Origin of the sequence: Leclercia adecarboxylata (genome assembly GCF_006874705.1) — a bacterium.
Taxonomy (GTDB): domain Bacteria; phylum Pseudomonadota; class Gammaproteobacteria; order Enterobacterales; family Enterobacteriaceae; genus Enterobacter; species Enterobacter adecarboxylatus_C.
The window spans coordinates 524177-544648 of record NZ_CP035382.1 but is presented as its reverse complement, the minus strand read 5'-3'; the positions used below and the strand labels follow the sequence as shown (position 1 = coordinate 544648).

General features: G+C 57.3%; 20 protein-coding genes. 13 read left to right on the top strand and 7 right to left on the bottom strand.

The window, feature by feature from the left end:
- The first annotated feature begins 26 nt into the window (after positions 1-26).
- Complete coding sequence (nudK, locus tag ES815_RS03590; RefSeq protein ID WP_142490011.1) at positions 27-602, top strand: GDP-mannose pyrophosphatase NudK; 576 nt, start codon at positions 27-29, stop codon at positions 600-602.
- 124 nt (positions 603-726) lie between these two features.
- Positions 727-1770 carry a DUF1176 domain-containing protein gene (locus ES815_RS03585; protein WP_142486653.1) on the top strand — a complete coding sequence of 348 codons (1044 nt, stop codon included), beginning with the start codon at positions 727-729 and terminating at the stop codon, positions 1768-1770.
- 78 nt (positions 1771-1848) lie between these two features.
- Here ES815_RS03585 and tkt read toward each other — a convergent pair whose 3' ends face one another.
- Positions 1849-3837, bottom strand: coding sequence for a transketolase (tkt, locus tag ES815_RS03580; protein ID WP_142486652.1), 1989 nt, complete (start codon positions 3835-3837; stop codon positions 1849-1851).
- Positions 3838-3856: 19 nt separating this feature from the next.
- The gene (gene tal, locus ES815_RS03575) at positions 3857-4807 is read right to left on the bottom strand and encodes a transaldolase (protein ID WP_142486651.1); all 951 of its coding nucleotides are present in this window, start codon (positions 4805-4807) and stop codon (positions 3857-3859) included.
- Positions 4808-5097: 290 nt separating this feature from the next.
- On the opposite strand from tal, the gene maeB reads away from it, so the two are divergent.
- Positions 5098-7377: an NADP-dependent oxaloacetate-decarboxylating malate dehydrogenase gene (gene maeB, locus ES815_RS03570; RefSeq protein WP_142486650.1), complete on the top strand. Its 2280-nt coding sequence runs from the start codon at positions 5098-5100 to the stop codon at positions 7375-7377.
- Between the two features lie 80 nt (positions 7378-7457).
- Here the strand turns inward: maeB and hemF are convergent, their stop codons facing one another.
- Positions 7458-8357, bottom strand: a complete 900-nt coding sequence (gene hemF, locus ES815_RS03565) for an oxygen-dependent coproporphyrinogen oxidase (protein WP_142486649.1) — start codon at positions 8355-8357, stop codon at positions 7458-7460.
- Positions 8357-9232 (bottom strand): N-acetylmuramoyl-L-alanine amidase AmiA, encoded by an 876-nt coding sequence (gene amiA / locus ES815_RS03560; RefSeq protein WP_142486648.1) that lies wholly within the window; start codon positions 9230-9232, stop codon positions 8357-8359. Before amiA ends, hemF begins: the two co-directional genes overlap by 1 nt.
- A 212-nt stretch (positions 9233-9444) precedes the next feature.
- Here amiA and ES815_RS03555 point away from each other — a divergent pair, with 212 nt between their 5' ends.
- From ES815_RS03555 to pdxK, 10 genes are all read left to right on the top strand, one after another.
- Positions 9445-9870, top strand: a complete 426-nt coding sequence (locus ES815_RS03555; protein ID WP_142486647.1) for a GNAT family acetyltransferase — start codon at positions 9445-9447, stop codon at positions 9868-9870.
- Positions 9857-10306, top strand: coding sequence for a DUF2919 domain-containing protein (locus tag ES815_RS03550; protein ID WP_142486646.1), 450 nt, complete (start codon positions 9857-9859; stop codon positions 10304-10306). Before ES815_RS03555 ends, ES815_RS03550 begins: the two co-directional genes overlap by 14 nt.
- 62 nt (positions 10307-10368) lie before the next feature.
- Positions 10369-10944: an RpoE-regulated lipoprotein gene (locus ES815_RS03545; RefSeq protein WP_142486645.1), complete on the top strand. Its 576-nt coding sequence runs from the start codon at positions 10369-10371 to the stop codon at positions 10942-10944.
- A gap of 93 nt (positions 10945-11037) precedes the next feature.
- The gene (locus tag ES815_RS03540; protein ID WP_142486644.1) at positions 11038-11937 is read left to right on the top strand and encodes a Dyp-type peroxidase; all 900 of its coding nucleotides are present in this window, start codon (positions 11038-11040) and stop codon (positions 11935-11937) included.
- A 161-nt stretch (positions 11938-12098) separates the two neighbouring features.
- Positions 12099-13115 carry a sulfate ABC transporter substrate-binding protein gene (locus tag ES815_RS03535; protein WP_142486643.1) on the top strand — a complete coding sequence of 339 codons (1017 nt, stop codon included), beginning with the start codon at positions 12099-12101 and terminating at the stop codon, positions 13113-13115.
- Positions 13115-13948, top strand: coding sequence for a sulfate/thiosulfate ABC transporter permease CysT (gene cysT, locus ES815_RS03530; RefSeq protein WP_142486642.1), 834 nt, complete (start codon positions 13115-13117; stop codon positions 13946-13948). Before ES815_RS03535 ends, cysT begins: the two co-directional genes overlap by 1 nt.
- Entirely contained in the window at positions 13948-14823 is an 876-nt protein-coding gene (gene cysW / locus ES815_RS03525; protein ID WP_142486641.1) for a sulfate/thiosulfate ABC transporter permease CysW, read from the top strand. Before cysT ends, cysW begins: the two co-directional genes overlap by 1 nt.
- A complete protein-coding gene (cysA, locus tag ES815_RS03520; RefSeq protein ID WP_142486640.1) occupies positions 14813-15907 on the top strand; it encodes a sulfate/thiosulfate ABC transporter ATP-binding protein CysA in 1095 nt (364 codons plus the stop codon). Before cysW ends, cysA begins: the two co-directional genes overlap by 11 nt.
- 114 nt (positions 15908-16021) lie before the next feature.
- Positions 16022-16933, top strand: a complete 912-nt coding sequence (gene cysM / locus ES815_RS03515; protein ID WP_142486639.1) for a cysteine synthase CysM — start codon at positions 16022-16024, stop codon at positions 16931-16933.
- A 5-nt stretch (positions 16934-16938) separates the two neighbouring features.
- Positions 16939-17775, top strand: coding sequence for a pyridoxine/pyridoxal/pyridoxamine kinase (gene pdxK, locus ES815_RS03510; protein ID WP_142486638.1), 837 nt, complete (start codon positions 16939-16941; stop codon positions 17773-17775).
- Between the two features lie 48 nt (positions 17776-17823).
- On the opposite strand, the gene crr is transcribed toward pdxK, so the two are convergent.
- The 3 genes from crr to ptsH are packed head-to-tail and all read right to left on the bottom strand — an operon-like array spanning position 17824 to position 20401.
- Complete coding sequence (gene crr / locus ES815_RS03505) at positions 17824-18327, bottom strand: PTS glucose transporter subunit IIA (protein WP_032612978.1); 504 nt, start codon at positions 18325-18327, stop codon at positions 17824-17826.
- A gap of 43 nt (positions 18328-18370) precedes the next feature.
- On the bottom strand, positions 18371-20098 hold the full coding sequence (gene ptsI / locus ES815_RS03500; protein WP_142486637.1) for a phosphoenolpyruvate-protein phosphotransferase PtsI: 1728 nt from the start codon (positions 20096-20098) through the stop codon (positions 18371-18373).
- Positions 20099-20143: 45 nt separating this feature from the next.
- Entirely contained in the window at positions 20144-20401 is a 258-nt protein-coding gene (ptsH, locus tag ES815_RS03495) for a phosphocarrier protein Hpr (protein ID WP_000487600.1), read from the bottom strand.
- Between the last annotated feature and the right edge of the window lie 71 nt (positions 20402-20472).

Below are 20472 nucleotides of genomic sequence, written 5' to 3'. Positions count from 1 at the left end.
CCAGCATGACGCGTAACGGAGCCCGTATAAACTTGAAAATTGAACTGATTAAAGACAAGTGCCTCTCGGATAACTATTTCATTCTGCGCAACCTGACCTACGATCTGACGCGGCGTAACGGCGAAGTGGTGCGCCACAAACGTGAAGTCTACGATCGGGGTAACGGCGCTACTGTCCTGCTCTACAACACTGAGAAGCAGAGCGTGGTGCTGATCCGCCAGTTCCGCATCGCCACCTGGGTGAACGGCAATCCCGACGGGCGACTGATCGAAACCTGCGCCGGGCTGCTGGATAACGATGAGCCGGAAGTCTGCATTCGCAAAGAGGCGATCGAAGAGACCGGTTTTGTCGTCGGTAACGCGCGCAAGGTGTTTGAGCTGTACATGTCCCCCGGCGGCGTGACGGAAATCGTCCATTTCTTCGTGGCGGAATACAGTGACGCCCAGCGCGCAGGCAAGGGCGGTGGGATAGAGGACGAAGAGATCGAGGTCCTGGAGCTGCCCTTCAGCGAGGCGTTATTGATGGTTCAATCGGGTGAAATACGGGACGGCAAAACGGTGATACTCTTACAGTATTTGCGCAGCTCCGGGTTAATGGATTGATATTATTATTCTTAATAAGATGTATTTCATATAAATCTATCCGATAAATCTGATTGAGTAACCCCGGCCTGAGCAGGAAGATACGGTCTGTTTGTCTGTCTTTGCTTCCGGGATCCTGCTATTCATGCGTCACAGCCTTTTTCTTATCTTTATGCTCAGCGTGCTGCCCGCGGCTCTGGTTCAGGCGGCACCTGCACAGCAGTCGTTTACTGACTGGCAGGTGACCTGCAACAACCAGAACTTTTGTATCGCGCGCAATACCGGTGAGCATAACGGGCTGGTGATGACGCTGAGCCGCAGCGCCGGGGCAAAAACCGATGCGGTGCTGCGCATCGATCTCGGCGGGCTGGCCACGCCCGACCCTAAACAGCCCGCTATCGCGCCCCGCCTTATGCTTGACGGCGAGCCGCTGCAGCTTGCTCCACCGCACTGGCAGGTGACTCCCTGGCGTCTGACCACCGATCATGCCGCCACTATTACTGCTCTGTTGACCACGCTTCAGCAGAAAAAGGCCATCACCCTGGCGGATGGCAAGCAGGTCATCTCCCTGGATGGTCTGAAAGAGGCCCTGCAGTTTATCGATGCCCAGCAAAAGCGTGGCGGGAGTGAAACCGCGTGGATCAACAAAGGCGCGCAACCGCCGCTGAGCGTACCGCCCGCACCGGCGCTGAAAGAGGTTGCCGTAGTCAACCCGACCCCCACGCCGTTAACCCGCGAAGAGCGCAGCGATCTGACCGACTATGGCACCTGGCGCATCAACAACAGCCAGTGCTCACTCGACCCGGCGCGTCGTGAAGTGCGGGTCACCGCCTTAACCGATGACAAAGCGCTGCTGATGATTAGCTGTGAGGCCGGGGCCTATAACACCGTCGATCTGGCCTGGCTGGTGTCGCGTAAGAAGCCGTTTGCCTCCCATGCGGTGCGCCTGCGCCTGCCGTTTGTGCCGTCGAGCGACAGCAGCGAGATGGAGTTGATGAACGCCAGCTTCGATGAGAAGAGCCGCGAGCTGACCACCCTCGCGCTGGGACGCGGCATTGCCGATTGCGGGATCCAGACGCGCTGGCGCTTTACCGGACAGCGTTTCCGTCTGGTGCGTTATGCGGAAGAGCCGAGCTGCGATAACTGGCATGGACCCGATTCCTGGCCCACGTTGTGGATCACAAGATAAAAGCAAAACGGTAACCATAAGGTTACCGTTTTTTGGTTTTGTAGGCCCGTGCAAGCGTAGCGCCGCCGGGCAAGGCTCTTACAGTAAGGCCTGCGCCTTCTCTACCACGTTCTCAACCGTAAAGCCGAAGAACGGGAACAGCTTGTCGGCAGGCGCCGATTCACCATAGCCGGTCATCCCGACAATCTTCCCTTTCAGCCCGACATACTTGTACCAGTAGTCCGCAATACCCGCTTCGACCGCCACGCGCGCCGTAACGTCCGACGGCAGCACCGACTCGCGGTACGCCTCATCCTGAGCATCAAAAATATCCGTTGAAGGCAGGGACACCACCCGCACCGCGTGGCCTTCCGCGGTCAGCTTCTCCGCCGCCTTGACGGTGATCTCCATCTCCGATCCGGTGGCAATCAGAATAATATCCGGCTTGCCGCCGCTGTCTTTCAGGATGTATCCCCCGCGGGCAATATTTTTTACCTGGTCCGGGGTACGCTCGATCTGCGCCAGGTTCTGACGGGAGAGGATCAATGCCGTCGGGCCGTTGTGCCGCTCTATTGCCAGCTTCCAGCCCACCGCGGCTTCAACCTGATCGCACGGACGCCAGGTGCTGAAGTTCGGCGTCAGACGCAGGCTGGCCAGCTGCTCCACCGCCTGGTGGGTCGGGCCATCTTCCCCCAGCCCGATGGAGTCGTGAGTATAGACCATGATCTGCCGGGCCTTCATCAGCGCCGCCATACGCGCGGCGTTACGCGCATACTCCACGAACATCAGGAAGGTGGCGGTATAGGGCACAAATCCGCCGTGATGGGCGATACCGTTGGCAATGGCGGTCATGCCGAACTCGCGCACCCCGTAGTGGATGTAGTTCCCGGCGATATCTTCTTTAAGCGAGGTTGAGCCCGACCATATGGTCAGGTTGCTCGGGGCCAGATCCGCCGAGCCGCCCAGCAGCTCCGGCAGGATCGGGCCAATGGCGTTGAGGGTATTCTGCGAGGCCTTACGGGTGGCGATCTTCGCCGGGTTGGCCTGCAGGTTTTCGATCAGCGCTTGGGTAGTCTCTTCCCAGTTCTCGGGAAGCCCGCCGCTCATGCGACGGCTAAACTCGGCCGCCAGCTCCGGGTGCGCTTTCTGGTAGGCAGCAAATTTGTCGTTCCAGGCCGCCTGCGCTTTTTCGCCCTCTTCGCGGGCATCCCAGGCTTTGTAGATCTCTTTCGGGATCTCAAAGGCCGGGTATTTCCAGCCCAGCTTCTGGCGGGTCAGGGCCACTTCCTCTTCGCCCAGCGCGGCGCCGTGCGACTCCTCTTTACCGGCTTTGTTCGGGGAACCAAATCCGATGACCGTGCGACAGATAATCAGCGACGGTTTATCGGTCACGCTTTGCGCTTCCTGGATGGCCGCCTTCAGCGCCTCAGGATCGTGACCGTCAATCTCATGCACCACATGCCAGTGGTAGGCTTCAAAGCGTTTTGCCGTGTCGTCAGTGAACCAGCCCTCGGTCTCGCCGTCGATGGAGATACCGTTGTGATCGTAGAAACCAATCAGCTTGCCCAGCCCCAGCGTGCCCGCCAGGGAGCAGACCTCGTGGGAGATCCCCTCCATCAGACAGCCGTCGCCCATAAACACATAAGTATTGTGATCGACAATCTCATGTCCCGGCTGGTTAAACTGCGCCGCCAGCGTGCGCTCGGCAATCGCCAGCCCGACCGCATTCGCCAGCCCCTGACCCAGCGGGCCGGTAGTGGTCTCCACCCCAGGGGTGTAACCCAGCTCCGGGTGACCCGGGGTTTTCGAGTGCAGCTGGCGGAAGTTTTTCAGCTCCTCAAGCGGCAGGTTATAGCCGGAGAGGTGCAGCAGGCTGTAGAGCAGCATCGACGCGTGACCGTTAGAGAGAATAAAGCGGTCGCGGTCGTACCACGTCGGATCGTTGGGGTTGTGCTTCAGGAAATCATTCCATAACACTTCTGCGATATCGGCCATACCCATTGGTGCGCCTGGATGACCGGAATTGGCTTTTTGCACGGCATCCATGCTGAGGGCGCGAATGGCATTGGCTAACTCTTTACGGGACATAGTTCACTCCATGGCAAGGTTACAGTTTGGCGGCGAGCAGATCTTCGAGTTTGCGTTGGTCGACCGCGAAAAGACGGATCCCTTCTGACAGCTTATCGACCGCCATGGCGTCCTGATTATGCTCCCAGCGGAATTCGGCTTCGGTCATTGGTTTTGGTTTTGGCAACACCGTTGAAGAAGGCACCAGGCGACGGACCACCTCTTCCTCTTTCTCCTGTAACTCCTGCAGCAGGTTAGGGGAGATGGTCAGGCGGTCGCAGCCGGTAAGGGCAAGGATCTGCTCGGTGCGGCGGAAGCTGGCGCCCATCACGATGGTTTCGTAGCGGTGCTGCTTATAGTAGTCGTAGATATTGCGAACGGATTTTACGCCCGGATCTTCCTCTACTACGTAGGGGTCCATCGGCTGGCGGGCCTGATACCAGTCGTAAATACGCCCGACGAACGGTGACACCAGGAACACCCCGGCTTCGGCGCAGGCGCGTGCCTGAGCAAAGGAGAACAGCAGCGTCAGGTTGCAGTTAATTCCCTCTTTCTCCAGCACTTCGGCGGCGCGGATCCCCTCCCAGGTGGAGGCCAGCTTGATCAGAATGCGCGATTTTTCGACGTCCTGCTCCTCGTAGAGCTTCACCAGATGGCGCGCTTTGGCGATGCTTTTCTCCTGGTCAAAGGAGAGGCGTGCGTCCACTTCGGTAGAGACCCGTCCCGGAATGCTTTTCAGAATTTCGCTACCAATATTGACCGCCAGCTTATCGCTGGCCTCAGCGACCTGTTGCTCTTTGGTTTTCCCCCGTCCTTTACCGTACGCAATGGCGTCGTCAATCAGGTGCGAGAAGTGCGAGAGCCCGGCGGCTTTCAGCAGCAGCGATGGGTTGGTGGTCGCATCCTGTGGCTGGTAGTGGCGGATGGATTCGATATCACCGCTGTCAGCAACGACCGTGGTGAATTGTTTGATGCCGTTTAGTTGGTTCATAAGTAATGACTCCTTGAAAATAAAAGAGTTGGTGGAGTGTGTTAGATCACACTTCTGTGAAATTCGCGATGTACTTAACAAAAAAGCATAGCAGACGGACATGGTCTTGCTTTGATGGGCAGGTAACATGATTGTTATAAATTGATAACAATTTTTGTTTTTTGATGGTGAGAGTTTGGCAGCCTTCAAAGTTTGAGCGGCGGGCAGCAGCGATACTATCCGCCATCCAGGGTGAACTCAGACCATAACAACATCACCCATTTTGAACGATACGTGAAAGGAACCTTACAATGGACGAGCAGTTACGACAGAGTGCCCTCGATTTTCATGAATTCCCCGTACCTGGCAAAATTCAGGTCTCTCCGACCAAACCCCTCGCCACCCAGCGCGACCTGGCGTTAGCCTATTCGCCGGGCGTGGCCGCGCCCTGTCTCGAAATCGAAAAAGATCCGCTGGCGGCCTACAAATACACCGCCCGCGGCAATCTGGTGGCGGTGATCTCCAACGGCACTGCGGTGCTGGGGCTGGGCAATATCGGGGCGCTGGCCGGTAAACCGGTAATGGAAGGCAAGGGCGTGCTGTTCAAGAAGTTCGCCGGTATCGACGTGTTTGATATTGAAGTGGATGAACTCGACCCGGACAAATTCATCAACGTGGTGGCCGCGCTGGAGCCGACCTTTGGCGGCATCAACCTCGAAGACATTAAAGCGCCGGAATGTTTTTATATCGAGCAGAAGCTGCGCGAGCGAATGAACATTCCCGTGTTCCACGATGACCAGCACGGAACGGCGATCATCAGCACCGCCGCTATTCTGAACGGCCTGCGGGTGGTGGAGAAGAACCTCTCTGACGTGCGGATGGTGGTCTCCGGCGCGGGCGCGGCAGCCATCGCCTGTATGAACCTGCTGGTGGCGCTGGGGATGCAGAAGCACAACATCGTGGTCTGCGACTCCAAAGGGGTGATTTATAAAGGCCGCGAAGCCAATATGGCGGAGACCAAAGCTGCCTACGCCGTGGACGACGACGGCAAGCGCAGCCTGGCGGATGTGATGGACGGGGCGGATATCTTCCTCGGCTGTTCGGGCCCGAAAGTGCTGAACGAAGAGATGGTGATGAAGATGGCGCGCGCGCCGCTGATCCTCGCCCTGGCGAACCCGGAGCCTGAGATCCTGCCGCCGCTGGCAAAAGCGGTCCGCCCGGATGCGATTATCTGTACCGGCCGTTCCGATTACCCGAACCAGGTGAACAACGTCCTCTGCTTCCCGTTCATTTTCCGCGGAGCGCTGGACGTCGGCGCGACCGCCATTAACGAAGAGATGAAGCTGGCGGCGGTTCACGCCATTGCCGAGCTGGCCCATGCCGAGCAGAGCGAAGTGGTGGCTTCCGCCTATGGCGATCAGGATCTGAGCTTCGGCCCGGACTACATTATTCCGAAACCGTTCGATCCGCGTCTGATTGTCAAAATCGCCCCGGCGGTCGCCAAAGCGGCGATGGACTCCGGCGTGGCGACGCGGCCTATCACCGACTTCGATGCCTATGTCGATAAGCTGACCGAGTTTGTCTATAAAACCAACCTGTTCATGAAGCCGATCTTCTCCCAGGCGCGCACGGACGCCAAACGTGTGGTGATGGCAGAAGGGGAGGAGGCGCGCGTCCTGCACGCCACTCAGGAGCTGGTGAGCCTGGGGCTGGCGAAGCCGATCCTGATTGGTCGTCCGAGCGTGATCGAGATGCGTATCCAGAAGCTGGGGCTGCAAATTAAGCCGGGCGTGGACTTCGAGATCGTCAACAATGAGTCCGATCCGCGCTTTAAGGAGTACTGGAACGAATACTATGCCATCATGAAGCGCCGGGGGATCACCCAGGAGCAGGCCCAGCGGGCGGTGATCGGCAACACCACGGTGATCGGGGCGATCATGGTTCACCGCGGTGAAGCCGACGCGCTAATCTGCGGCACCATTGGAGACTATCACGAGCATTTCAGCGTGGTGCAGGAGATCTTCGGCTATCGCGAGGGGGTACATACCGCCGGGGCGATGAATGCCCTGCTGCTGCCAAGCGGCAACACCTTTATTGCCGATACCTACGTCAACGACGATCCTACCCCGGAGCAGCTGGCGGAGATCACGGTGATGGCAGCGGAAACGGTGCGTCGCTTCGGTATCGAACCGAAGGTGGCGCTACTGTCGCACTCCAACTTTGGCTCCTCCAAATCGGCGGCCGCGTGCAAAATGCGCCAGACCCTGGAGCTGGTGCGCGCGCGCGCGCCGGAGCTGATGATCGACGGAGAGATGCACGGCGACGCCGCGCTGGTGGAGAGCATTCGTAACGAGCGGATGCCGGACAGCCCGCTGAAAGGCTCTGCCAACGTGCTGATCATGCCGAACGTCGAAGCGGCGCGTATCAGCTACAACCTGCTGCGCGTCTCCAGTTCGGAAGGGGTGACCGTTGGGCCGGTACTGATGGGCGTGGCGAAACCGGTGCATGTGTTAACCCCGATTGCGTCCGTGCGTCGTATTGTGAACATGGTGGCGCTGGCGGTGGTAGAGGCGCAGACCCAGCCGCTGTAATGGGGATGTGTCGGGTGGCGCTTTCGCTTATCCGACCTACAGGTTTTGTAGGCCGGGCAAGCGAAAGCGCCGCCCGGCAATTAAATCCAGTCCCGAACCTTAATAAACTCCTTCAGGGCAGCCTCGCGGCTGCCTTCTTTCGGATCAAAGTTATACTCCCAGCGCACCAGCGGCGGCATCGACATCAGAATCGACTCCGTGCGCCCGCCGGTCTGCAGGCCGAACAGCGTGCCGCGGTCCCACACCAGATTGAACTCCACGTAACGCCCCCGACGATAGAGCTGGAACTCGCGCTCGCGCACGCCGTAATCGTGGCTTTTACGCCGCTCGACAATGGGTAAATAAGCGTCGGTATAGCCGTTGCCCACCGCCTGCATAAAGCTAAAGGCGGTATCAAAATCCGGGGTGTTCAGATCGTCAAAGAACAGCCCGCCAATGCCGCGCTGCTCGTCACGGTGCTTCAGATAAAAGTACTCATCGCACCATTTCTTGTATTTCGCGTAGACGTCCTCACCAAAGGGCTGGCACAGGTCGTGCGCGGTCTGGTGCCAGTGGATTGCGTCTTCCTCAAACCCGTAGAAAGGCGTTAAGTCGAAGCCGCCGCCAAACCACCACACCGGATCGGCACCCGGTTTTTCGGCGATAAAAAAGCGCACGTTGGCATGGCTGGTGGGCACCCAGGGGTTATGGGGATGCACCACCAGCGAGACCCCCATCGCTTCGAAGCTGCGGCCCGCCAGCTCCGGGCGGTGCGCGGTGGCCGAAGCGGGCATGGCATCGCCGTGAACGTGGGAAAAGTTAACCCCGGCCTGCTCGAACACGCCGCCGTTACGCAGCACGCGGCTGCGCCCGCCGCCGCCGGCTTCGCGCTGCCACTCATCCTGCTGAAATTCACCGCCATCGACGGCACTCAGTTTCTGGCAAATTTCATCCTGCAACTGCAGCAGAAAGGTTTTGACCAGCTGTGCATTGGGTTTCATTAACGTTTCCTGGAGTGCGCTTTCTGGTTATCGAACCAGTTGAAGTAACTGATGATCCCGGAGGCGATGGCGTTGGCGATCTTCTGGCGAAACGCCCTGGTGCCCAGCAATCGCTCTTCTTCCGGGTTGGTGATAAAGGAGGTTTCCACCAGCACAGAGGGAATCGACGGGGATTTCAGCACCACAAACGCCGCCTGCTCGGTACCCTTGCTGTGCAGACGGTGCACCGGCTTAATCTTCTTCAGAATATGCGAGCCGAGGGTCAGGCTATTCTTGATGGTGTCGGTTTGCACCAGGTCAAACAGCACCTGCTGGAGCAGATGATCTTTGTCGGTGGTCTTCTTTCCGGCAACTTCATCCGCACGGTTTTCACGGTCGGAGAGGTATTTTGCCATGGCGCTACTGGCGCCACGATTGGAAAGGGCAAATACCGAAGCACCCGCCGCCGAGGGGTTAGTAAAGCCGTCAGCGTGGATCGACATAAACAGATCGGCGCCGTGCTGGTGGGCAATCTCCACCCGGTCGTACAGCGGAATAAAGGTGTCGCCGGAGCGGGTCAGGCGGGCGTCAATGCCGTTGCTGCGTAAAATCGCCCGAACGTTTTTTGCAATCGCCAGCACGACATGTTTTTCTTTAGAGCCGTTACGGCCTATGGCGCCGGTATCGATGCCGCCGTGGCCCGGATCGAGCATCACCAGACGCTTCGCACCGGGTTTTTTAGTTTTCGGCTTGCTGTGTCCGTTACTGGTTTTAAGGGTGCTTTCGTCTTTTGCCTGAGCCTGCTTTGCAATGCCCGTTAACGTTAAGGCCGCCAGCCCCGCTTTGAGAACCTGACGACGCGATGTGAGTGCTTTTAATGGTTTGAATGTGCTCATGCGGCCTGAATTGTAAAAATTGGGGTCCTGGTGTTATATCGTATCGTCTTTTCCGTTACGACAGTCCATGTGGCGAATTGTTTTACTTTTCATTTCAATACGTGACAAAGTGCCATTATGCCAAATTTCCTGACCTTTTTCGCTGGATATTGGCGAAAGAGGGCGTTCGCGTCATAATCACTGTTTTTAAACCCAAAAAGGCGGTTAATACCATGGAGATACGCGTTTTTCGCCAGGCAGACTTCGAAGAGGTGATCACCCTTTGGGAGCGCTGCGATCTACTGCGACCGTGGAACGATCCGGAGATGGACATCGAGCGCAAGCTCAACCATGACGTCAGTCTGTTTCTGGTCGCGGAAGTGAATGGCGAAGTAGTGGGCACGGTGATGGGCGGCTACGACGGGCATCGTGGTTCGGCGTACTACCTGGGGGTTCACCCGGAGTTTCGCGGGCGTGGCATTGCCAACGCGCTGCTCAATCGTCTGGAAAAGAAACTGATCGCCCGGGGCTGTCCGAAGATTCAGATCATGGTGCGTGAAGATAATGACGTGGTGCTGGGTATGTACGAGCGTCTCAACTATGAACATGCCGACGTGCTGACGCTGGGCAAACGCCTGATAGAAGATGAAGAGTATTGATTTTCACCCCGGGGACTATGACAGCCACGGTCGGGTTCGCCTGCCGTTTCTGTTCTGGTGCGTGCTGCTGCTTCAGGCGCGCACCTGGGTATTGTTCGTGCTGGCCGGGGCCTCCCGCGATCAGGGCAATACCCTGCTGAACCTGTTTTATCCCGATCACGATAACTTCTGGCTCGGGCTGCTGCCGGGGATCCCGGCGGTGCTGGCCTTTTTACTGAGCGGGCGGCGCCATCTCGTGCCGCGCCTGTGGCGCGCGCTGCGCTGGCTGTTGATCCTCGCCCAGGGCGTGCTGCTGGGCTGGCAACCCCTGCTGTGGCTCAACGGTGAGGCCGTGAGTGGGCCGGGCATTGCGCTGCTGGTAGCCGATATCGTGGCGCTGCTGTGGCTGCTGACCCATCCCCGCCTGCGCGCCTGTTTTACGCCTGAAAAAGATTAAACGGCACTTTTTAGCGATGCTGCACTCCAACAAGCGTCAAATTAACCAGAAAGGATCTCCCGATGAAATCGCTGCGTTTACTGTTATGCGCGCTCCCCGTTGTCCTGACGGGCTGTTCAACGCTCTCCGCCGTGAACTGGTCTGCGGCCTACCCCTGGAACTGGTTCGGTTCATCCACGGAGGTGACCGAGCAGGGCGTGGGGAATCTCACTGCCGCTACGGCGCTGGAACAGAGCGCCATCGAATCGGCGTTAGGCGGCGATTACCGTCTGCGTAGCGGCATGAAAACGCAGAACGGTACCATCGTGCACTACTTTGAAGCGATGAAAGATGACCAGCTGGCGCTGGTGATTAACGGTGATAAATCCACTGTCGGGCGCATTGAGGTGCTGGACAGCGAGATCGAAACCGACAATGGCGTGAAGATCGGGACCCCGTTCAGCGACCTGTATCAGAAAGCCTACGGCAACTGCGTCAGCGTGGCGGGTGATGACAGCGTGACGGTGGAGTGTAAGGCCGACGGCAGCCAGCATATCAGCTACCAGTTCAGCGGAACCTGGAGCGGCCCGGAGGGGTTGATGCCGTCTGACGACACGCTGAAGAACTGGAAAATCAGCAAAATTATCTGGCAGCAGTAAATTGCGCCTGGACAAGCCGCCTCGCTGAAAAAGCGGGTATAATCGCCGCCAACAATGCCACGACGTCGTGGCATCTTTTTTTCAGGAGGAGCGATGTCTCAGGTTCAGAGTGGCATTTTGCCAGAACATTGCCGCGCGGCGATTTGGATTGAAGCCAATGTCAAAGGGGATATTGATGCCCTGCGTGCGGCCAGCAAAGTTTTTATCGATAAACTGGCCACCTTCCAGGTCAAATTCCCGGATGCCCACTGCGGCGCGGTGGTGGCGTTCGGCCACAACGTCTGGCGTCAGCTGAGCGGTGGGGAAGGGGCCGAAGAGCTGAAAGACTTTGTCCCTTACGGCAAAGGTCTGGCCCCGGCCACCCAGTATGACGTGCTGATCCATATTCTCTCCCTGCGTCACGATGTGAACTTCTCCATTGCCCAGGCCGCGATGGCCGCCTTTGGCGATTGCGTCGAAGTGAAAGAAGAGATCCACGGTTTCCGCTGGGTGGAAGAGCGCGATCTGAGCGGCTTCGTTGACGGCACCGAAAACCCGGCAGGGGATGAGGTCCGTCGTGACGTGGCGGTTATTAAAGAGGGCGTGGACGCCGGCGGCAGCTACGTTTTCGTCCAGCGCTGGGAGCACAACCTCAAACAGCTTAACCGTATGAGCGTACACGATCAGGAGATGATGATTGGCCGCACCAAAGAGGCCAACGAGGAGATCGACGGCGATGACCGTCCGGCGACCTCGCACCTGAGCCGTGTGGATCTCAAAGAAGACGGCAAAGGGCTGAAGATTGTGCGCCAGAGCCTGCCGTACGGCACCGCCAGCGGTACGCACGGTCTCTACTTCTGCGCCTACTGTGCGCGTCTGTATAACATCGAACAGCAGCTGCTGAGCATGTTCGGGGATACCGACGGCAAGCGTGACGCCATGCTGCGCTTCACTAAGCCGGTCACCGGCGGCTACTACTTTGCGCCGTCCGTTGAGCGTCTGCTTGCACTGTAATTCCCTCAGCCTGACCCTCTCCCCACAGGGGAGAGGGGAGTAATGCCTTATTCCCTTTTCTGCTTCTAAATCACCAAACGGTATATAAAACCGTTACTCCTTTAGTACTCGTTATAAATATGATGACCCTAAGAAAATCATCACAACTCTTAGGGTGCGCAATGGCCGTTACTGTACTGAAAAAAGGATCTCTGGTGCTGGCAGCTTCAGTGTTGCTGGTCGCTCAGGCGCAGGCAACCGAGCTGCTGAACAGCTCTTACGACGTCTCCCGCGAGCTGTTTGCCGCCCTGAACCCGCCGTTTGAACAGCAGTGGGCGAAGGATAATAACGGCGACAAGCTGACCATCAAACAGTCTCACGCCGGTTCGTCCAAACAGGCGCTGGCGATCCTGCAGGGGCTGAAAGCGGATGTGGTGACCTACAACCAGATTACCGACGTGCAGATCCTGCACGACAAAGGCAAGCTGCTCCCGGCCGACTGGCAGAGCCGTCTGCCCAATAACAGCTCGCCGTTCTACTCCACCATGGGCTTCCTGGTGCGTAAGGGAAACCCGAAGAACATTCATGACTGGAACGACCTCGTGCGTTCTGACGTGAAGCTGATTTTCCCGAACCCCAAAACCTCCGGCAACGCCCGCTATACCTATCTGGCCGCCTGGGGGGCTGCGGATAAAGCTGACGGTGATGATAAAGCCAAAACCGAGCAGTTCATGACCCAGTTCCTGAAAAACGTCGAAGTGTTTGATACCGGCGGACGCGGCGCGACCACCACCTTCGCCGAGCGCGGTCTGGGCGATGTGCTGATCAGCTTTGAATCGGAAGTGAACAACATTCGCAAACAGTATGAAGCGCAGGGCTTCGAAGTGGTTATCCCAAAAACCAACGTGCTGGCGGAGTTCCCGGTCGCCTGGGTGGATAAAAACGTGCAGGCAAACGGCACTGAGAAGGCGGCAAAAGCCTATCTCAACTATCTCTACAGCCCGCAGGCGCAGACCGTGATCACCGATTACTACTATCGCGTGAATAACCCGGACGTGATGAACAAGCTGAAAGATAAGTTCCCGCAGACCGAGCTGTTCCGCGTGGAAGACCATTTTGGCTCCTGGCCTGAGGTGATGAAAACGCACTTCGCCAGCGGCGGTGAGTTGGACAAATTGTTGGCGGCGGGGCGTAAGTAATGTTTGCAGTTTCCTCCAGACGTGTGCTGCCGGGCTTTACCTTAAGCCTCGGGACCAGCCTGCTGTTCGTCTGTCTGATTTTGTTGTTACCGCTCAGTGCGCTGGTGGTCCAGCTCTCTGAGATGAGCTGGTCCCAGTACTGGGAGGTGATCAGCAACCCGCAGGTGGTGGCGGCCTATAAGGTGACGCTGCTGTCGGCGTTTGTCGCCTCCATCTTCAACGGCGTGTTCGGCCTGCTGATGGCGTGGATCTTAACCCGCTACCGCTTCCCGGGCCGCACGCTGCTGGATGCGCTGATGGATCTGCCGTTTGCGCTGCCTACCGCCGTGGCCGGTTTAACCCTGGCCTCGCTGTTCTCGGTGAACGGGCTTTACGGCGAGTGGCTGGCGAAGTTTGATATCAAAGTGACCTATACCTGGCTCGGCATTGCGGTGGCGATGGCCTTTACCAGCATCCCGTTTGTGGTGCGTACCGTGCAGCCGGTGCTGGAGGAGTTGGGTCCGGAATACGAAGAGGCGGCAGAAACCCTCGGCGCGACGCGCTGGCAGAGCTTCTGCAAAGTGGTCATGCCGGAGCTCTCTCCCGCGCTGCTGGCGGGCGTAGCGCTGTCGTTTACCCGCAGCCTCGGTGAATTTGGCGCGGTAATTTTTATCGCCGGTAATATCGCGTGGAAAACGGAAGTCACCTCGTTGATGATTTTTATCCGGTTGCAGGAGTTTGATTACCCGGCGGCAAGCGCGATTGCCTCGGTGATCCTGGCGGCCTCGCTGCTGCTGCTGTTCTCAATTAACACTCTGCAAAGTCGCTTTGGTCGACGCGTGGTAGGTCACTGATGGCGGAAGTTACTGAATTGAAACGCTACGACGCGCCCCGTATTAACTGGGGGAAATGGTTCCTGATAGGGACGGGCGTGCTGGTGTCCGCCTTTATTCTCGTTGTGCCTATGGTGTACATCTTTGTCCAGGCGTTCAGCAAAGGGATCATGCCCGCGCTGCAAAATCTGGCCGATCCGGACATGCTGCATGCCATCTGGCTGACGGTAATGATTGCCCTGATTACCGTGCCGGTGAACCTGGTTTTCGGCGTTTTGCTGGCCTGGCTGGTGACGCGCTTTAACTTCCCGGGCCGCCAGCTGCTGCTGACCCTGCTGGATATTCCGTTTGCGGTGTCGCCGGTGGTGGCCGGTCTGGTCTATCTGCTGTTCTACGGCTCCAACGGTCCGCTGGGCGGCTGGCTGGATGAACATAACTTACAGATCATGTTCGCCTGGCCGGGCATGGTGCTGGTGACGGTGTTTGTGACCTGTCCGTTTGTGGTGCGCGAGCTGGTGCCGGTGATGCTCAGCCAGGGCAGCCATGAAGACGAAGCGGCGGTACTGCTGGGCGCATCCGGCTGGCAGATGTTCCGTCGCGTGACGCTGCCCAACATCCGCTGGGCGCTGCTGTATGGCGTGGTGCTGACTAACGCCCGCGCGATTGGTGAGTTTGGCGCGGTGTCGGTGGTTTCCGGCTCGATCCGCGGCGAAACCCTGTCGCTGCCGTTACAAATTGAATTGCTGGAGCAGGACTATAACACCGTCGGTTCCTTTACCGCCGCAGCCCTGCTGACGCTGATGGCTATTTTGACCCTGTTTTTAAAGAGTATGGTGCAGTGGCGTTTAGAGAATCAGGCCAAACGCCAGCATCAGGAGGGAAATCATGAGCATTGAGATTGCCAATATTAAGAAGTCCTTTGGTCGCACCCAGGTGCTGAACGATATCTCGCTGGATATCCCTTCCGGACAAATGGTGGCGCTGCTGGGGCCGTCTGGCTCCGGTAAAACCACGCTACTGCGTATTATTGCCGGTCTGGAGCATCAGACCAGCGGGCATATTCGCTTCCACGGTACCGACGTCAGCCGCCTGCATGCGCGCGATCGTAAGGTGGGCTTCGTGTTCCAGCATTACGCCCTGTTCCGCCATATGACGGTGTTCGACAACATCGCCTTCGGCCTGACGGTACTGCCGCGTCGTGAACGTCCGAACGCCGCCACCATCAAAGCGAAAGTGACCAAACTGTTGGAGATGGTGCAGTTGGCACACCTGGCGGACCGTTATCCGGCCCAGCTCTCCGGTGGACAGAAACAGCGCGTGGCGCTGGCCCGTGCCCTGGCGGTTGAGCCGCAGATCCTGCTGCTGGATGAGCCCTTCGGCGCACTGGATGCACAGGTGCGTAAAGAGCTGCGTCGCTGGCTGCGTCAGCTGCATGAAGAGCTGAAATTCACCAGCGTCTTCGTCACCCACGATCAGGAAGAGGCGATGGAAGTTGCCGACCGGGTAGTGGTAATGAGCCAGGGGAATATCGAACAGGTTGATGAGCCAGAGCACCTCTGGCGCGAACCGGCTACCCGCTTTGTGCTGGAGTTTATGGGCGAAGTGAACCGTCTGCACGGCCATATTCGCGGCGGTCAGTTCCACGTTGGCGCCCATCGCTGGCCGCTGGGTTACACGCCTGGCTATCAGGGGCCGGTGGATCTCTTCCTGCGCCCGTGGGAAGTGGACGTCAGCCGTCGCACCAGTCTGGATTCCCCGCTGCCGGTACAGGTGCTGGAAGCCAGTCCAAAAGGCCACTACACCCAGCTGGTCGTGCAGCCGCTGGGCTGGTACAACGAACCGTTGACGGTGGTCATGCGCGACGAGGAGCCGCCATACCGCGGCGAACGTCTGTTTGTCGGGCTGCAACATGCGCGCATTTATCACGATAAGGATCGTATCGAGACGCGTGGAGATCTTGCTCTGGCGGAATCTGCCTGATAGGTTAAGCCCACGTAGTTTTGCCGGGTGGCGCTGCGCTTACCCGGCCTACCATATGCTCTCTGTAGGCCCGGTAAGCGTAAGCGCCACCGGGCTTTTTATTGGACAGCGATCATGAATACATTAGAACAAACCATCGGCAACACCCCTCTGATCAAACTGCAGCGCATGGGACCGGACAACGGCAGCGAAATCTGGATCAAACTGGAAGGCAATAATCCGGCGGGATCGGTCAAAGACCGCGCCGCGCTGTCGATGATCGTTCAGGCGGAAAAGCGCGGCGAAATAAAACCCGGCGATGTGCTGATCGAGGCGACCAGCGGTAACACCGGCATTGCGCTGGCGATGATTGCTGCTCTCAAAGGCTACCGCATGAAGCTTCTGATGCCAGATAACATGAGCCAGGAGCGCCGTGCCGCAATGCTGGCCTATGGCGCCGAGTTAATTCTGGTCAGTAAAGAGCAGGGGATGGAGGGGGCCCGCGATCTGGCCCTCGAGATGGCGAACCGGGGCGAAGGCAGGCTGCTGGATCAGTTCAACAACCCCGATAACCCTTATGCGCACTACACCACCACCGGCCCGGAAATCTGGCAGCAGACCGGGGGCCGCATCACCCATTTCGTCTCCAGTATGGGCACCACCGGCACCATCACCGGCGTCTCCCGCTTTCTGCGCGAGCAGGAAAAGGCGGTCACTATTGTTGGTTTGCAGCCCGAAGAGGGCAGCAGCATTCCGGGTATTCGCCGCTGGCCTGCGGAGTACATGCCGGGCATTTTTAATGCCTCGCTTGTGGACCAGGTGCTGGATATTCATCAGCGCGAGGCGGAAAATACCATGCGTGAACTGGCCGTGCGCGAAGGGGTTTTCTGCGGCGTCAGTTCTGGCGGCGCGGTAGCCGGCGCTCTGCGGGTAGCCGCGGCAACGCCGGGGGCAGTGGTGGTGGCGATTATTTGCGATCGCGGCGATCGCTATCTGTCTACCGGCGTCTTTGGTGAGGAGAGCTATGCGCAGGGCGCAGGGATCTAAACGCTATGGAAATGATTTTATTCCGGGACAAAACCCGGGCGCAGCAGACCGACATTGTGGCGGTGCAGTCGCAGGTGGTGTACGGCAGCGTCGGTAACAGCATTGCGGTGCCCAATATTCGCCAGCATCACCTCAACGTGACGGCGATACCGACGGTGCTGTTCAGCAATACCCCGCACTACGACACTTTTTATGGCGGGGTGATACCCGACGAGTGGTTCAGCGGCTACCTGAAAGCGCTGGGCGAGCGCGATGTGTTGCGTGAGCTGAAAGCGGTCACTACCGGCTATATGGGCAGCGCGAGCCAGATTGCTCTGCTGGCGGAGTGGCTGGGTGCGGTCAAGGCGCAGCATCCCGATCTGCTGATCCTGGTGGACCCGGTGATTGGTGACACCGACAGCGGAACCTACGTCAAACCAGAGATACCGGAAGCTTACCGCCAGCACCTGCTACCGCTGGCGCAGGGAATTACGCCGAACGTCTACGAACTGGAAGTTCTCAGCGGCAAGTCGTGCCGGGACAATGCCAGCGCCATTGCCGCCGCCAAAGGCCTGTTATCCGATACGCTACAGTGGGTGGCGATCACCAGCGCGCCGGTTGTCGGTGATGCTGACAGCATCCACGTGGTGCTGGTTTCACACGACAACGTGACGGTCAGCGCCCACCCGCGCATTAAAGCCGATCTGAAAGGTACCGGAGATCTGTTCTGCTCTGAGCTGGTGAGCGCCCTGGTGCAGCGCGAAAGCGTGGCCGCAGCGATAAGCCGGGCAGGTGATCGGGTAACGCAGGTGATGCAGCACACCCAGGAGAAAGGGTACGACGAGCTGGTTCTGCCGGCCTGACAAACAAAAATGGCGCCCGAAGGCGCCATTTTTCTGTGCGGCAAGAAATTACTTCTTGATGCGGATAACCGGGGTTTCACCCACGGTAACGCTGCCGGACAGTTTGATCAGTTCTTTGATTTCGTCCATGTTGGAGATAACAACCGGAGTCAGGGTAGACTTGGCTTTCTCTTCCAGCAGTGGCAGATCGAATTCAATAACCGGGTCGCCAACTTTAACGCGCTGGCCTTCTTCAGCGATACGCTTGAAGCCTTCGCCTTTCAGCTCGACGGTGTCGATACCGAAGTGAACGAACAGCTCAATACCGCTATCAGATTCGATAGAAAATGCGTGGTTGGTTTCAAAAATCTTACCGATGGTACCATCAACCGGCGCAACCATTTTGTTACCGGTCGGTTTGATAGCAATGCCATCACCAACAATTTTCTCTGCAAACACGACATCCGGCACGTCTTCGATGTTGACGATTTCACCAGACAGCGGAGCAACAATCTCAATAGTTCCGGTGTCGCTGTTGCCTTTGTCACCGAACAGTTTACTAAATAACCCCATTAGCCATCTCTCCTAAGCAGTAAATTGGGCCGCATCTCGTGGATTAGCAGATTGTTTTTTCTTCAATGAACTTGTTAACCAGCGTCATTAACTCGTCCGTTGTCGGTTGAGCAAGAGCCTGCTCTGCTAATACCTTCGCATCTTCGAAGTTCGTGTTACGGATAATCTTCTTGATGCGCGGGATGGAAATGGCGCTCATAGAGAACTCGTCCAGACCCATACCCAGCAACAGAAGTGTAGCACGTTCGTCGCCTGCAAGCTCACCACACATGCCAGTCCATTTGCCTTCGGCATGAGAAGCATCAATAACTTGCTTGATAAGCGTCAGCACGGACGGTGACATTGGCTGGTAAAGATGTGAAATCATATCATTACCACGGTCAACTGCCAGAGTGTACTGGGTTAAATCGTTGGTACCAATACTAAAGAAATCGACTTCTTTCGCTAAGTGACGGGCAATCGTCGCTGCGGCTGGGGTTTCCACCATGACGCCAACTTCGATAGCTTCGTCGAAGGCTTTACCTTCGTCGCGCAGTTCCTGTTTGTAGATTTCGATCTCTTTCTTCAGTGCACGCACTTCTTCAACAGAGATGATCATTGGGAACATGATGCGCAGTTTACCGAAAGCGGAAGCACGCAGGATGGCGCGAACCTGGTCGCGCAGGATCTCTTTACGATCCATGGCGATACGCACTGCACGCCAGCCCAGGAACGGGTTCTCTTCTTTCGGGAAGTTCATGTACGGCAGCTCTTTGTCGCCGCCGATGTCCATGGTACGGACGATAACCGCCTGTGAGCCACAGGCTTCAGCTACCGCTTTGTAAGCAGCAAACTGCTCTTCTTCGGTTGGCAGGGCGTCACGGTCCATGAACAGGAATTCGGTACGGTACAGGCCTACACCTTCCGCGCCGTTGCGCTCTGCGCCATCAACGTCGCGTACGGTGCCGATGTTGGCACAAACTTCAACCTGATGACCATCCAGCGTAATTGCCGGCAGATCTTTCAGTTTTGCCAGTTCGGCTTTCTCGGTCGCAACCTGTTCCTGAACGGCACGCAGCTGTTCAATTTGGTCGTTGGTTGGGTTGACGTAAACCAGATTGTTTACGGCATCCAGAATCAGATAGTCGTCGTTTTTAACCTGTGCGGTCACGCTACCGGTACCCACGATGGCAGGCAGTTCCAGAGAACGCGCCATGATAGAGGTGTGGGAGGTACGGCCGCCGGCGTCAGTGATGAAACCCAGCACCTTGTTCAGGTTCAGCTGTGCGGTTTCTGACGGGGTCAGGTCAGCAGCAACCAGGATCACTTCGTCCTGAATCGCGCTCAGATCGATGATGGCCAGGCCGAGGATGTTGCGCAGCAGGCGCTTACCGATATCACGCACGTCAGCCGCACGTTCTTTCAGGTACTCATCGTCCAGCTCTTCCAGGGCAGTCGCCTGACCTTCGATAACTTCATGTGCAGCCGCATCGGCCGTCATGCCTTTATCTTTAATCAGGGCTATGATTTCCTGCTCCAGCTCCTCATCTTCGAGCAACATGATGTGCCCTTCGAAGATGGCTTCTTTTTCTTCACCGAAAGTTTCGCCAGCTTTAGTTTTGATCGTTTCCAGCTGCGCAGATGCTTTTGCACGGCCACTCAGAAAACGCTCAACTTCCTGATTTACCTTATCAGCAGAAATTTTTTTCCGGTCGATGACGATCTCGTCTTCTTTCAGCAGCAGTGCTTTGCCGAAAGCGATACCCGGGGATGCTAAAATGCCTGAAATCATAACCCTACCTTACTTGTGACTGATTTTTACAAAGAACCCGGAAACTTACTCGAGCTCAGCCATCAGTTTTACCAGATGCTCAACTGCTTTCTGCTCGTCTTCGCCTTCAGCGGAGATGGTCACAACAGTGCCCTGAGTCAGACCCAGAGTCTGCAGTTTGAACAGGCTTTTTGCGCTGGCGCTTTTGCCGTTGGAAGTCACAGTGATCTCAGAAGTGAAGCCTTTCGCTTCTTTAACAAACTGAGCAGCAGGGCGGGTGTGCAGACCGTTCGGAGCGGTAATGGTAACTTCTTGCTGGAACATTGTATTTCCCCAACTTATTGGTTTAGTGTTGTGGAACTAAAGTCTAGCCTGGCGGCAGGACTTTAGCCTGT